We start from the raw sequence: 14443 nt of genomic DNA on the forward strand, positions 1-14443 counted from the left end.
CGGTGCCGCGCACACGGCTTCTTTGCCGCGGGAAACCGTGCAATACAGCATTGGTCAGCAGCAAGGGATAGCGACCGTGAACGTCCATCAGCCGCCCCAGACCGTCCGCGCCAATGGGATCGACATCTGCTACGAAATCTTCGGCAACGACAATGCCGAGCCGCTGCTGCTGATCATGGGGCTCGGGGCGCAGATGATCCATTGGGATGATGCGTTCTGCGAGCAGCTTGCCGCGCGCGGCTTTCGCGTGATCCGCTTCGACAACCGCGACATCGGCAAGTCGAGCCATCTGACCGGCGGCAAGCGGCTGACGCCGCTCGAGCTGCTGAAGCTACGCTTCCTCAGGATTCCGGTTGCTGCAACCTACAAGCTGATCGACATGGCGAAGGACACGATCGGGCTGATGGATGCGCTCGGCATCAAGTCGACGCATCTGGTCGGAGCCTCCATGGGCGGCATGATCGCCCAGGAGGTGACGCTGTCATTTCCCGAGCGCGTACGCTCGCTGACCTCGATCATGTCGACCACGGGCAATCCGCGCGTGCCACCGCCGACACGCGAGGCCGCCGCAATGCTGATGGCGCCGCCGCCACGCAGCAAGGAGGAATTCATGGTCCGCTTCGGCCAGACCTGGAAGATCTTGCGCGCCGGGTCATTTCCGGAAGAGGAAGCGCTCGACCCTGAACGCGCCGAGCGCGTGTTCGCACGCGGACTCAATCCGGCCGGCGTCGGCCGGCAGCTCCGCGCCGTGCTCGCCTCGGGCAGCCGCAAGGAACGGCTGCATGGGGTGAAGACGCCGACGCTCGTCATTCACGGCACCGTCGATCCCCTGTCCATCCCGAAGGCGGCAAGGACACGGCAGCGTCAATTCCCGGCGCCAAGCTGTTGATGATCGAAGGCATGGGCCACGCGCTGCCGATGCGCTTCTGGCCCGAGATCATCGGCGCCATCGACGACCACGCGCATGGCGCGGCGGCGCAAGCCGCCTAGCCCTTCCTCGCGATCCAGATCACGTGGCGCGCGCCGCCGCCTCTGCCGGTAGCACGGACGTTGACTTCGTTGACGTCGAAGCCGGCGCTCGCAATGCGCTTGGTGAAGGCCGGGTTGGGCCCTGACGACCAGACAGCGAGCACGCCGGTTGGCCGCAGCGCCGTCTTGGCCGCCCTCAAACCGTCCGCATTGTAGAGCGCGTCGTTATCCTTTCGTGTCAGCCCTTCCGGCCCGTTGTCGACGTCGAGGAGAATGGCGTCGAAGGCGGAGCGCTGCGCCCGAATGATTTCGCCAACGTCGGTCTCCCGGATGCTCACCCTGGGATCGTCGAGGCTGTCGCCGAAGACCGACGCCATCGGGCCGCGTGCCCAGGCCACCACCGCAGGCACAAGTTCGGAGACCACGATCCTCGCCTTGCCTCCGAGCACGGCAAGCGCCGCGCGCAGCGTAAAACCCATGCCGAGGCCGCCGATGAGGACGACAGGGTTTGCGACGTTCTCGATCTGCTTTGCCGCCAGCGTTGCAAGCGCGGCCTCCGAGCCCGACAAGCGGCTGTTCATCAGCTCGTTGCTGCCGAGCTTGATAGAGAACTCCTTGCCGCGCCGCATCAGGCGGAGCTCACCGTCGGAACCGGGGATTTGCGCGGTGTCGATCTTTTCCCAGGGAATCATGCCTGACGTTTAGCACGATCGGGCCCGTGGTCACCCACCCGCCCAAACGTCCAGCACATAGCGGTTGTTCGCGCCCATCGCCTCGATCCAGCGTGCACTGGCCGCGGCATCGCTACCGCTCTTCTCGCGGTGCATCGCGACGAGGGCAGCCTTCACATCGGGCTCCATCTTGCCGCCGTCGCCGCAGACATAGATGATGGCGCCTTGCTCGATCAGCGGCCAGACCTTGTCCTTCTGCGCGGCCAGGAGATGCTGCACATAGGTCTTCGGGCCATCGGCACGCGAGAACGCGGTGAAAAGCTCGGTGATGCCGCTTGCCGCCAGCGCCTTCAGCTCGTCCGCGTAGAGAAAATCCTGATCGGGATGGCGGCAGCCGAAGAACAGCATCGCCGGACCAAGAGCAGCCCCCTTCGCCCTGCGCGCAGCGCGCTCCTGAAGGAAGCCGCGGAACGGGGCAAGTCCCGTGCCCGGTCCGATCATGATGATCGGCACCGATGGCTCGTCGGGGAGGCGGAAGCCGGCCTTGGTCTCACGCACGGTGGCGAAGATCGTATCACCCGCTCGCCGGTTCGCGAGATAATTGGAGCAGATGCCCTTGTAGGTGCCGCGCCCGGAAGCGGCCGGCCCTTCGACCACCCCGACGGTGATGCTGCAGCGCGCCCGGTCGACCGACGGGGAGGACGAGATCGAGTAATAGCGCGGCGCGAGCAGCGAGAGCATTTCGAGATAGACGTGGAACGGCAATTCGCAGGCCGGATATTCGAGCAGCAGGTCGAACACCGATTTGCGTCTGACCAAGATCTCGGTGCGGTAACGCTCGAGCGGCTCCGCCTCCTCGCCAAGAAAGGCGAGCAGCTTTGGTTTCGTCACCGGGCAGCGGGTGTGCTCCGCCATGATCTGGATCTGCTTCCGTGTCGCGACCTGCTGCAATTCGACGAACTCACTGAGCAGACGGCCGACCGACACGGCCTCGCCGACGGGCAATTGCGCCCGGCGGCCTTCCGCGACCTGAAGCCGGATCTGATCGGCTGGCAGGAAGCCGAAGCGGCGAGCGACCGAATCGACCAGCGTCGGGTCGTTGCGCGGGACCACGCTCAAATGATCGCCGACCCGATAGGTGACATTGGACGGCAGTTGCACCTCGATATGGCGCGTCGAACGCTCCGACGGATTAGGCCCGCTTCTGTTCTGAAGCTCGTCATTGACCAGAACCTTCATCGCGACAGCACCGCCCTGGGCCACGATAGTGTTGGCGGCGGTCACCGCCACCGGCTCGATTGCATAGAGCGGATCGTCCTCCGCGGTGCGGGTGAAATTCCAGTCGATGCCGAATTCCTTGGTCGCGACCTGAGCAGCCGCCGGAAACCATTTCTGGAATTGGCCGTCGAGATCGCTGCGCGCATCGCCCTCGCCGCGCGGATAGACGGCGCGCGCGCCATGTGCCGACAATTGCTCGTCGATGAAGCGCGGCACCGACTGATACGTCGCTGCCCAGTCGCTGTTGCCACAGCCGAACACGGCGTAGCGCACATTGGCAAAGGCGTCCTTCGGCAAGTCGCCGCCGAGCCATTTGACGAATTGCGTCGCATTGTCAGGCGGTGCGCCGTTGTAGGAGGCGCAGATGATCAGCACGCCGCCTTCCTGCGGCAGCTTGCCGACGTAATCGTCGAGCGGGCCGAGACGCACGGCAAAGCCGTTGATTTCCGCGAGGTCGGCCATGCGCGTCGCGAGTTCCTCGGCGGTGCCGAGATTGGAGCCGTAGAGCACCAGCATCGGCGTGTTGTGGCCGGGCCGGGCGGCCGGCTGACGCGGTCCCTTGGGTGCCGAAGCCATTGCCACGACTGGTCCGCCAAAGGCACCGCGCTCGCGATCGGCGCGCGGGCGAACCTTGATCTTGAAACCCTCCGGCTTGATCGTCAGCGTTTCCTTCAAGTGCATCTGATAGCGCTGGTGATCGATCAGCTTGAAGCGCTGGAGGATCATCCCGAGCGCAAGCGCAGCCTCGTGCATGGCAAAGCCCCGGCCGATGCAAGCGCGTTGGCCGTTGCCGAACGGCTTCCAGGCATTGACCGGCCGTTTGGCTTCCGCCTCGCGGCTGAAATTCTCGGGATCGAATGTATCAGGGTTCGGTCCCCAGACTGAGGGATCGCGATGCAGCGCCGTCACCAGGATGGTGGTGAACGTGCCCTTCCTGAGCTTGTACTTGCCGCCGCCGATGGTCTCATCGTTGAGCGGCGAGATACCATAGGCCGGCGCCGGCGGCCACAGCCGCAGCGCCTCCTTCAGGACCTGCGTGATGTAGGTGAGCTGCGTCACCTGCTGATAGGTCGGCTTCGCATTGACGTCGGGACCGAAGACGCGGTCGACCTCGTCATAGGCCTTCTTGAGGATGTCCGGATGCTTCAGCAGTGCATAGAGGGTGTAGGACAACAGGCCGCTGGTGGTCTCGTGGCCCGCGATCAGGAAGGTGTTGATCTGGTAGCGAATGTTGACGTCATCAAGCTGCTCGCCGGTCGCGCGGTCGATGCCGGTCATCATCGCGGCCAGCATGTCCTTGTTGTCGTCGATGCCGTCCGCACTCTTGCGTCGTTCTGCAATGATCTCGTCGACCATCTTATTCATGAAGGCGACGTCTTCGGCCAAGGTCTTGCGCCGCTTCTGCATCCAAAGCTGCTCGAAGGGCAGGCCACGCGTCATCATGATGGTTTCGAGCGAGCGCACCAGCGACTCGACGAACGGGTGATAGTCGCGCCGGTAGAACGAGTTGAAGCGGTAGTCGAAGCCGCACAGGCCAATTGTGTCCAGCGTCAATGCGGTCATGTCGTGGACGACGTCGATCTCGTCGTCGGCATTGAGCCGTTCCCATTTGCGAACGAGCTGCTCGGCGATGTCGACCATGCTCGGATGATACGACTGCATGGCCCGGTTGCCGAACGGCTGGAGCAGGATGTTGTGGGCCTTGCTCCAGTTCGGCTCCTTGGTATCGGCCGTGAACAAGCCGTCGCCGCCGACCGCACGTACACGCCGCAGCGCACCGCGCACCGTCTTGTCGAAGCGCTTCTCGTCGGAGAGCTCGTCGACGAGGTCGTGGCCGGAGACGACCACGATCGGCGAGCCCATCATGTCGAGCCAGAAGATCGGACCCAGCTCCTTGGCGAGCCGCGTCAGGTGCTGCACGGGGGCGGCCGAGTCCAGCGACAGCTTCTCGAGATCGGGAATCAGCTTGTCCATGCCATCAGCGGAGGATGGCGGCAACACCGCGTCATTCTCGGCCATGATCATCAGCGACGGCACGCGGACCGTATGATCGAGCCCTTCGGAGCGCGCCCAGTTGCGCGACATGTTGCGGTACCAGTTGATGCCCCCGGTAAAACCCGTTTTGGTGAAGGCATCGACGAAGACTTTCTTCTCTTCCGGCGACAGGATCGGCGTACGCGGATCGTGCTTCGCGTCATAGCCGGCAATCATCTGCGGAAATGCCAGATTGAGCCGCGGCGAAGCGCCGACACCGGCAACCACCTCCTCCGGCGGGGTGTCGGCCGGGCGCGGCACCGGCTTACGCATGAACGCATCGAAAGTCTGTTCGACACGGCTGCCGAAAATCCTGTCCGGCTCGCGCGCCGGATCCTGGAATTGAACGATGTACATCTTGTCGCCGAAGCGTGCGCGCAACAGCTCGATCGGATCGGCCCAGGGGCGATTGGTGTGGGGCGTGTTGATGCCGACTACGCCGGCGACCCGGTCGATGTGCCGCAACGGCATTTGCCAAACGATGAAGCCGCCCCAATCGTGACCGACGAAGATCGCCTTATCGATCTGCAGATGATCAAGCAGTCCGACGAGATCGCCGGTCAGGTGCTCAATGTCGTAGGCCTCGACCGGCTCGGGCCGGTCGGTCGCACCGTAGCCGCGCTGGTCGGGCGCGATCACGCGGATGCCGGCCTCGCTCAGTGCCTTGATCTGGTGGCGCCAGGAAAAGGCGAGCTCGGGCCAGCCGTGGCACAGCACGACCGGCGGCTTGTCGTCGGCCGGGCCAGCCTCGTAATAGCCCATGCGGATTCCGTTCGTCGTCGCGAACTTGAGCGGCGGCATTTCAATCATCGCGAACTCCTTATTCCGCAGCACGCTTGATGTCGGCCGCGGGCGGCGCATAGGCCGCCTCCAGTGCGGCGAACTCTTCCGGCAGCATGTCGCTCATCACCTGCACGTGCGGAATGATATTGGCGCCGACGATGAAGCCGAAATCGAGCTGGTCCCGGTAGCTCTGCACGGTGATGTTGAGCGCCTGCCCATGCGTCGAGATCGAGACCGGGAAAATGTGCAGAAGCTCGGCCCCTGCAGCATAGAGCGTCTGCCGCGGTCCTGGGACGTTCGACACCGTGATATTGGCGGCCGGCGGCAGCACGTCGGACAGATTGGAGCGGCTGTAGAGCAGCGCCAGGATCTGCACCATGATCGGGGCACCCAGCATCGAGATGTTGGAGACCTGCGGCATCAGCGCCCGCAGTGGATGCGACATCTCTTTGGACTTGGCCGATTGCGCGATGATGGCTTCCAGCCGCGCCTTTGGATTGTCGATGTTGGTCGCGATCGAGCAGATCATGCCGAACACCTGGTTATTGGCCTCGGTGTTGCCCTCCTCGCGCAGCGAGATCGGCACCGCCGCAGTCAGCGATTTCGCCGGCAGCGTGCCATATTGCTGGAGATAGCGGCGGACCACGCCCGAGGCGAGCGCCAGCACGACGTCATTGAGCTTGCCGCCGGCCTGCTTGGCCAGCGCCTTGGCCCGCGACAACGAGATCGATACGCCGGCGAAGCTCCGCTCCGACGAGATGGTCTTGTTGAGCATGGTCGGCGGCGACACCATGCTGGCGAGGCTCTCGCGCGATTTCGGATCTGCGACCTTGCCGAGCACGTCGGAGACGCTCTTGAGCACCGTCGGGATGTTGCCGGCGAACCGCACCGCGCTCTCGATCTGGTACATCGCATTGTCGAACAGGATCGAGCCGATGTCGCTCTTGCCGGTACGCGGCAATTGCAGGTTCTTCGCGGCCGCCGACGCATCGAGCGGCTGGCTGAAGAGCTGTCGATAGGAATCGAGCAGGTTGGCCGTGATATCGCGCGGCTCCTGTCCGGGCTTGGCTCCAGCCGTCGGCGGCTCGACCTTCCGTGGGATCGGCGAGATGTCGTAGATCAAGTTGGTCAAGGCCGCACCGGCGCCGCCGTCGATGGCGGCATGATGCATCTTGGAATAAAGGCCGACCTCGTTGTCCTTCATGCCCTCGAACACGTAGAACTCCCAGAGCGGACGGGCCCGGTTCAGGAGCTTGGCATGCATCCAGCCGACGATGCGTTCGAGCGTGGCTCGGTCGCGCGGCTGCGGCAGGCTGGCGCGGAAAATGTGACGATCGATGTCGAACTGATCGTCCTCGACCCAGGAGGGATGATCGATGTCGAGCGGCGCCTTCTCTAGCCGCGCCTTCAGGATCGGCGCGATGTGCAGGCGCGAGACGATCATGGCCTTGAAGTCTTCGAAGAAGTCGCCCTTGTAGTCGTCGGGCAGGTGAAAGATTGCCATGCTTCCGACATGCATCGGCATTTCCGGCGTTTCCAGATAGAGAAACGACGCGTCCAGCGACGACAGCTTCTTCCCGTCAGCCATAATTCCCTCCCGCAAGACTTGACGGGCGCGTTTGGTCCGCGCTTCTCGTCAGGCCGATACTGCCTGTTCCGCCGGGGCATATGCAATGGCAAACGGTCCGGCCCGGTCAAATGGCCGGAATTCCCCCTCCGCTTGCGCCAGCCGGTCCGCCACGGCCCACAGCGCCGCGGGATTGACCCCGAGCCCGATATGGCTCGCCAGGTGCACCTCGATGTTCTCGGCACGGGCGGAGGGACGGAGCAGACAGGTCCGCCAATTCACGACACCGTCGGCACGCGAATAGATCGAACTCGTGGGCACCGGCAGATCGCCGGCGAGCGCCTCGCGCTGTTCGGCATAATCCTCGACCCGCTCGCCTGACAGCGCCTCGTACAGCCGCGTGGCGTTGGTCGCCCGTACGTCGTTAGCAAAAGGGGTGCCGAGCGTGATGACATAGCGGACCATCTCCGGCGCCTGAAGTGCGAGATCGCGGGCATAGACGCCGCCGAGGCTCCATCCGACCAGGCTGACCTTGCGGCCGGAGGCGGCGTGGATCTCGGCCAAGCGCATGCGCAGCGAATCCCGCATCCGCCCGAGCCCGCCGAGATTGCGGCCCATCCGCCAGGCATGTGCCTCATAACCGAGCTCGCTGAGATAGCGTCGCATCGGTGCCATCGAGAGATCGCTGGCGAGGAAGCCCGGCAGCGCCAGCACCGGATGGCCGTCGCCCCTGGGCGCGCGCATCAGAAGCGGTGACAGCAGCAGGCTCGCATTGAATTCGAGCAGACCCCGAGCCTCGGCAAGTAGCAGCCCGATACCCGGCGGACGAAGCCGGCCTGAATCCAGCGTCCCGTCCGGCCCTGATGACACTATTTCTTCTTGTCGCTGCTGCGCGTGCCGCCGAGGCCTGCCATCGCGACGAACATGTCCTGAAACCGTTCGGCGAGCTTGGGATCGTATGTAAACCAACTCTGCACCAACGATTCGGGCGAGACCTTGTCGATGTTGCTCAGGACCTGCTGCTGCAGCTTGTCCATCACCGCCGTCTGCATCGGCGACACGTCCGGCAGTCCAAAGAATTGGCGGGCCTCGAGGGGAGTGCAGTCGATTTCGATATTAACCTTCATGTCCCCTCCGGATGAGATTCGAGCGGCCTGCCGGCAGTATCGCCGCGAGTTGTGGTGCGACGCAAGCGCCTGATGCCGGCGCGACATATCCCGACCCGCAACGGCCGAATATGGTCAACCAAGTCGAAAGTCGAAAGCCGCCCAAGCCAGCCGGCACGATCAGCATTGCTGCACAGCGGTGCAACTTGGCGCGTTCCTTGCTGGAATGGCGCTTGCACGGGTCGAGAACTCTGGGCAACATGGATTGATCGGCCGGCCGAACAAATCAAAAATCACCGGCACGGCAGTGTGGAGAGGGTCAAGAATGTCATTAGGTCGAAGTCTGTTTGCGGCGACGCTCGCCGGTATGGCTGCGTTCTCGGTCTCGCCGGCGTCGAGCCAGGCGCTGCGCTATGCCAACCAGGGCGACCTGAAGTCGCTCGATCCCTATACCCTCAACGAGAGCACCACCCACGCCCATCTCGGCCACGTCTATCAGGGCCTCACCGCGCGCGACAAGGACCTCAAGATCATTCCGGCGCTGGCGGAAAGCTGGGAGACGCCGGAGCCGACCCGCTGGCGCTTCCACCTGCGCAAGGGCGTGAAATTCCATAACGGCGATCCGTTCACCGCCGACGACGTGCTGTTCTCCGCCGATCGCGTCCGCAAGAAGGGGTCCAATATGCAGACCCGCCTTGCACCCGACGTCAAGGTCGTCAAGGTTGACGACTACACCGTCGATTTCGTCCTGCCCTCGCCCAATCCCATCCTGCATTCGTCGTGGGATGTCTGGTACATCATGGACAAGAAATGGGCCGAGGAGAACAACGTCGTCGATCCGACGCCGGTGGCGGCGACCACGCCGAGCTACGCCTCGCTCCACGAGAACGGCACCGGTCCCTTCATCATCGAAAGCCATCAGCCCGGCGTGAAGACGGTGTTCAAGGCCAACCCCAATTACTGGGGCAAGATGGATGGTAACCTGAAGGAGATCACCTTCACCCCGATCGCCTCCGACGCCACCCGCGTCGCCGCGCTGCTCTCGGGCGAAGTCGACGTCATCGAGCCGGTGCCGATCCAGGACATCTCCCGCGTCGATTCCAGCCCGAATGCCCAGGTGCTCAAAGGGCCGGAGCTGCGCACCATCTTCATCGGCTTCGACCAGACCCGCGACGAGTTGCTCTACTCCAACATCAAGGGCAAGAATCCGTTCAAGGACGTCCGCGTCCGCGAAGCCTTTTACAAGGCTATCGACATCGAGCTGATCAAGACGCGCGTGATGCGCGGGCTATCGACGCCGTCAGCTCTGATGATTGCGCCGGAACTGTTCGCGCTGTCCAAGGAGTTCACGCGGCCGAAATTCGACCCCGATGGCGCCAAGAAGCTCCTGATCGAGGCCGGTTACCCCGATGGCTTCGAGGTCGCCATGGATTGCCCGAACGATCGTTACGTCAACGATGCGGCGATCTGCCAGGCCGTCGTCGGCATGCTCGCCCGTATCGGCGTCAAGATCAATCTCCTGGCGCAGCCGAAGGCGCAATACTTCGCCAAGGTGCTCAAGCAAGGTGGCTACCAGACCTCGTTCTATCTCTTGGGCTGGACGCCGAGCACGATGGATTCCCACAACGTGCTCTACGACATCATGGGCTGCCGGGACGATGCGAAATCCTCGCGCGGCGAAGCCAATCTCGGCGGCTATTGCAACAAGGAGTTCGACGCCATCACCGACAAGGTGCTGGTTGAAACCGACACCGCCAAGCGCAACCAGTTGATCAAGCAAGCCTACGAAATCGCCAACAAGGACTGGGCGTACATCCCGCTGCACCAGCAGGCGTTGGCCTGGGGCGTATCGAAAAAGGTCAACCTACCGCAGCGCGCCGACAATCTCGTCATGTTCCACTGGGCGACCAAGAAGGAATAGCCTCAGTTGAACACAAGGTCCCGGCAGCATCAGGCCTCCGGGACCTTTTCCTTTTCCGGCTGACAAAGGCGTCGGCCAGACACACACTCAAGGACAGTGGAAGGCATGCTCGCTTTCACTCTTCGCCGCGCCGTTCAGGCCATCGGCGTCATGTTCGCCGTCGGCATCATCGCCTTCTCGATGTTCCGTTTCGCCGGCGACCCCGTCAACCAGATCGTCTCGATCGACACGTCGGCGGCCGAACGCGAAGCCGTGCGCAAGTCGCTCGGCCTCGATGATCCCGTGCCGGTGCAGTTCGTGCGCTATTTCGCCGATGCCGCGCAGTTCAAGTTCGGCGTGTCCTATCAGTTCCGCCAGCCGGTCTCGACGCTGTTGATGGAGCGCATGCCCGCGACGCTGGAGCTTGCGATCTGCGCGACCGTCTTTGCAATGGTGCTCGGCATTCTGATGGGTGTCTATTCGGCGCTCAAGCGCGACACCGTGCTCGCCAAGTTATTCCAGGCGGTTTCGCTGATCGGCATCTCGCTGCCGACTTTCCTGATCGGTATTCTTCTGATCTATCTGTTCGCGGTGACATTGGGCTGGCTGCCCTCCTTCGGCCGCGGCGAGGTGGTCAAGCTCGGCTGGTGGACTACGGGCCTGCTCACGCTTTCGGGCCTGAAGGCGCTGATCATGCCCGCGATCACCCTCGGCCTGTTCCAGATGACCCTGATCATGCGGCTGGTGCGCGCGGAGATGCTGGAAGTGCTGCGAACCGACTATATACGCTTCGCCCGCGCCCGCGGGCTGACCACCCGTGCCATCCATTTCGGCCACGCGCTGAAGAACACGCTCATCCCCGTGATCACGGTGGCGGGATTGCAGTTTGGCTCGGTTATTGCATTTTCGATCATCACCGAAACCGTGTTCCAATGGCCGGGCATGGGACTTCTGTTCGTGCAGGCCGTGCAAAACGTCGATATCCCGATAATGGCCGCCTACCTGCTGATGGTCTCGCTGATCTTCGTCACCATCAATCTGGTGGTCGATATCCTCTACACCGTGGTCGATCCGCGTCTACGCGCGACCGTCGGCCGCGCCACGTAAGGCAGCCTGCATGTCCGACGCAGTCGTCTCCAATTCCAATGGGCAGAGCACGCAGCCAGCGCAAACGGCCCGCGGATGGCTCAGCCGCGCGCTCGACAGCGATATCTTCTATTCGTTTCGCCGCTCCAAGCTCACCATGGCAGCAGCGGCGATCACGGTCTTGTTCTTCCTGCTTGCGATCTTTGCATCCGCGCTCGCGGTGCAGAACCCATTCGATCCGGCACAATTGCAACTGATGAATTCGCGGATTTCACCGCTGTGGACCGCCGACGGCCAGAGCCCGTTCCTGCTCGGCACCGACGAGCAGGGCCGCGACGTGTTCTCCGCCATTCTCTACGGCATGCGCATCTCGCTCGCCGTGGGCGTGGCCGGCGTGATCTTCGCCGGTGCGCTCGGTATCGCGCTCGGCCTGATCGCCGGCTATTTCGGCGGTGCAGTCGATGGCGTGATCATGCGCATCGCCGACGTGCAGCTCACCTTCCCGGCCATCCTGATCGCGCTGCTGGTCAATGGCGTCGCCAAATCGATCCTTGGCAACCGGCTGGATGCCACCAGCATGCTGGTCGTGCTGGTGATCTCGATCGGCCTCAGTTTCTGGGTGGGTTACGCCCGGACCGTGCGCGGTTCCGTGATGGTCGAGAAGAATAAGGACTACGTCGCCGCCGCGCAGCTGATCGGTCTGCCCGCACCGAAGATCATGCTGCGGCATGTGCTGCCGAACACGATGGGCCCGATCCTGGTGATCGCCACGATCAATCTCGCTCTTGCGATCATCACCGAGGCGACGCTGTCCTTCCTCGGCGTCGGCCTGCCCGACACCATGCCCTCGCTCGGCACGCTGATCCGGATCGGCAACAACTACCTGTTCGCCGGCGAATGGTGGATCGTCGCCTTCCCGGGGCTTGCGCTGGCAGCGCTGATCCTCTCGATCAACCTGCTCGGCGACTGGCTGCGCGACGCGCTCAACCCGAAGCTCAGATGAGTACGCCTCGCTCATGACCGAACCTGTTCTCTCCGTGCGTAATCTTCATGTGGAGTTCGCCTCCCGCCGCGGCACGCTGCGCGCCATCGACGGCATCTCCTTCGACATCGCCAAGGGCGAGGTGCTCGGCGTGGTCGGTGAATCCGGCGCCGGCAAATCCGTCACCGGCCTCTCCGTGATCGGCCTGATCGATCCACCCGGCCGCATCGCCGGCGGCGAGATTCATCTCGCGGGCCTGCGCATTGACAATCTGCCGCCGGAAGAGATGCGCCGCATCCGGGGCAAGCGCATCGGCATGATCTTCCAGGATCCCCTCACCTCGCTCAATCCGCTCTACCGGGTCGGCGACCAGATCGTGGAGACGATCCGGACCCATCTCAATCTCTCCGAACAAGCGGCGCGGCGCCGCGCCGTCGAACTCTTGGCCGAAGTCGGCATCCCAGCGCCGGAAAAGCGGATCGACGGCTATCCCCACGAATTCTCCGGCGGTATGCGCCAGCGCGTGGTGATTGCACTGGCGATCTGCGCCGAGCCGGAGCTGATCATCGCGGACGAGCCGACGACCGCGCTCGATGTCTCCGTGCAGGCGCAGATCATCTCCCTGATCAAGCGGCTCGGGCGCGACCACGGCACGGCCGTGATGCTGGTGACCCACGACATGGGCGTGATCGCGGAGACATCGGACCGGGTCGCGGTGATGTATGCCGGCCGCATCGCCGAGATCGGCCCCGTGCAAGATGTCGTGAAGAATCCGCTGCACCCGTACGCCAGGGGGCTGATGGGCGCGATCCCGACTCTGGCCGGAGACGACAAGCGCCTCGTGCAGATTCCCGGCTCGATGCCGCGCCTGTCGGCGATCCCGCCGGGCTGCTCGTTCAACCCGCGCTGCGCCTTCGCCTTTGACCGCTGCCGCGTGGAACGGCCGGAGCCGCTCACGCGTGGCGCGCAGTCGGTCGCCTGTCACCTTTATGATAATGTGCCGGCGGAGAGCGCGGCATGAGCGCACCGTTCGTCCAGGCTAGAAATCTGCGCCGGGTGTTCGACGTGTCGAAGCCATGGCTCAACCGCGTGCTCGAAGGCGGGCATCTCGAATATCTCAAGGCTGTCGATCACGTCACCTTCGAGATCAGGAAGGGCGAGACGTTCGCTCTGGTCGGTGAATCCGGTTCCGGCAAGACCACGGTGGCGCGGATGGTCGTCGGCCTGCTGCCGCCGAGCTCCGGCGACGTGCTGATCGACGGCGTGTCGATGACCGATCCGCGGCAGGCTCCCGCACGCCGCAAGCTACGCCGCCGCATCCAGATGATCTTCCAGGATCCGTATGCGAGCCTGAACCCGCGCTTCCGGGTCGACGCCATCATCTCCGAGCCGATCCGCGCCTTCGACCTGATCCAGGGTGAGCGTGACATCCAGGCGCGCGTCGGCGAGCTGCTCAGCCTCGTCGGCCTGCACCCCGACGACCGACTGAAATTTCCGCACGAATTCTCTGGCGGCCAGCGCCAGCGCATCGCGATCGCGCGAGCGCTCGCATCGGACGCCGAATTCATCGTCTGCGACGAGCCGACCTCGGCTCTGGACGTCTCGGTGCAGGCGCAGATCCTGAACCTGATGCGCGACCTCCAGGACAAATTCGGCCTGACCTACATGTTCATCAGCCACAACCTCGCCGTGGTGCGCCACATGGCGAGCCGGGTCGGCGTAATGTATCTCGGCCGCATCGTCGAGATCGCGGAAGGACGCGAGCTGTTCGCCCGTCCGCGCATGCCCTACACCAAGATGCTGCTCGGTGCCGTGCCTGATCTCGCCATGAGCGGCCGCCAGCGCATTCCAGTCAAGGGCGAGATCCCGAACCCGATCAATCCGCCCTCCGGATGCGCCTTCAATCCGCGCTGCCCGCTGGCGTTCGATCGCTGCCGCAAGGAGATCCCGGAACTGATCGACGGCGTCGCCTGCCACGCGGTCAACACCGCGCCGGTCCCGGCGTGACGCGCGCGTGCCATGCAACCTGCGCATTTGGCGGCGGCGTGGCCCTGTGATCAATTGCGC

Annotated in this window: 9 protein-coding genes and 3 pseudogenes; 6 read left to right on the plus strand and 6 right to left on the minus strand. The window is 63.8% G+C overall.

Features of this window, described 5'->3' with window-relative positions; translation table 11 throughout:
* Window positions 1-76 precede the first annotated feature (76 nt).
* Window positions 77-990: pseudogene (locus IVA98_RS25510) on the plus strand (alpha/beta fold hydrolase).
* Here the strand turns inward: IVA98_RS25510 and IVA98_RS25515 are convergent.
* The 6 genes and pseudogenes from IVA98_RS25515 to IVA98_RS25540 form a co-directional block, all read right to left on the minus strand.
* A complete protein-coding gene (locus tag IVA98_RS25515; RefSeq protein WP_247334125.1) occupies window positions 987-1661 on the minus strand; it encodes a spermidine synthase in 675 nt (224 codons plus the stop codon). The pseudogene IVA98_RS25510 and the gene IVA98_RS25515 sit on opposite strands and share 4 nt — an antisense overlap.
* A gap of 30 nt (window positions 1662-1691) precedes the next feature.
* A pseudogene (locus tag IVA98_RS25520) lies at window positions 1692-4862 on the minus strand (bifunctional cytochrome P450/NADPH--P450 reductase); the annotation flags it as partial.
* A pseudogene (locus IVA98_RS37735) lies at window positions 4863-5762 on the minus strand (alpha/beta fold hydrolase); the annotation flags it as partial.
* Between the two features lie 10 nt (window positions 5763-5772).
* Window positions 5773-7323 carry a wax ester/triacylglycerol synthase family O-acyltransferase gene (locus tag IVA98_RS25530; protein WP_247301194.1) on the minus strand — a complete coding sequence of 517 codons (1551 nt, stop codon included), beginning with the start codon at window positions 7321-7323 and terminating at the stop codon, window positions 5773-5775.
* A 48-nt stretch (window positions 7324-7371) separates the two neighbouring features.
* Window positions 7372-8172, minus strand: a complete 801-nt coding sequence (locus IVA98_RS25535) for an esterase/lipase family protein (protein ID WP_247301195.1) — start codon at window positions 8170-8172, stop codon at window positions 7372-7374.
* Window positions 8172-8429, minus strand: coding sequence for a DUF6489 family protein (locus IVA98_RS25540; protein WP_091891548.1), 258 nt, complete (start codon window positions 8427-8429; stop codon window positions 8172-8174). Before IVA98_RS25540 ends, IVA98_RS25535 begins: the two co-directional genes overlap by 1 nt.
* Window positions 8430-8733: 304 nt before the next feature.
* Here IVA98_RS25540 and IVA98_RS25545 point away from each other — a divergent pair, with 304 nt between their 5' ends.
* The 5 genes from IVA98_RS25545 (at window position 8734) to IVA98_RS25565 (ending at window position 14383) form a co-directional block, all read left to right on the plus strand.
* Window positions 8734-10329: an ABC transporter substrate-binding protein gene (locus IVA98_RS25545; RefSeq protein WP_247355730.1), complete on the plus strand. Its 1596-nt coding sequence runs from the start codon at window positions 8734-8736 to the stop codon at window positions 10327-10329.
* 105 nt (window positions 10330-10434) lie between these two features.
* A complete protein-coding gene (locus tag IVA98_RS25550) occupies window positions 10435-11415 on the plus strand; it encodes an ABC transporter permease (RefSeq protein ID WP_247279837.1) in 981 nt (326 codons plus the stop codon).
* A gap of 10 nt (window positions 11416-11425) precedes the next feature.
* Window positions 11426-12397: an ABC transporter permease gene (locus IVA98_RS25555; RefSeq protein WP_247301197.1), complete on the plus strand. Its 972-nt coding sequence runs from the start codon at window positions 11426-11428 to the stop codon at window positions 12395-12397.
* A gap of 13 nt (window positions 12398-12410) precedes the next feature.
* Window positions 12411-13397, plus strand: coding sequence for an ABC transporter ATP-binding protein (locus tag IVA98_RS25560; RefSeq protein ID WP_247301198.1), 987 nt, complete (start codon window positions 12411-12413; stop codon window positions 13395-13397).
* Window positions 13394-14383: an ABC transporter ATP-binding protein gene (locus IVA98_RS25565; protein WP_247301199.1), complete on the plus strand. Its 990-nt coding sequence runs from the start codon at window positions 13394-13396 to the stop codon at window positions 14381-14383. Before IVA98_RS25560 ends, IVA98_RS25565 begins: the two co-directional genes overlap by 4 nt.
* Window positions 14384-14443: the final 60 nt, after the last annotated feature.

The organism is Bradyrhizobium sp. 160, assembly GCF_023073735.1.
Taxonomy (GTDB): Bacteria; Pseudomonadota; Alphaproteobacteria; order Rhizobiales; family Xanthobacteraceae; genus Bradyrhizobium.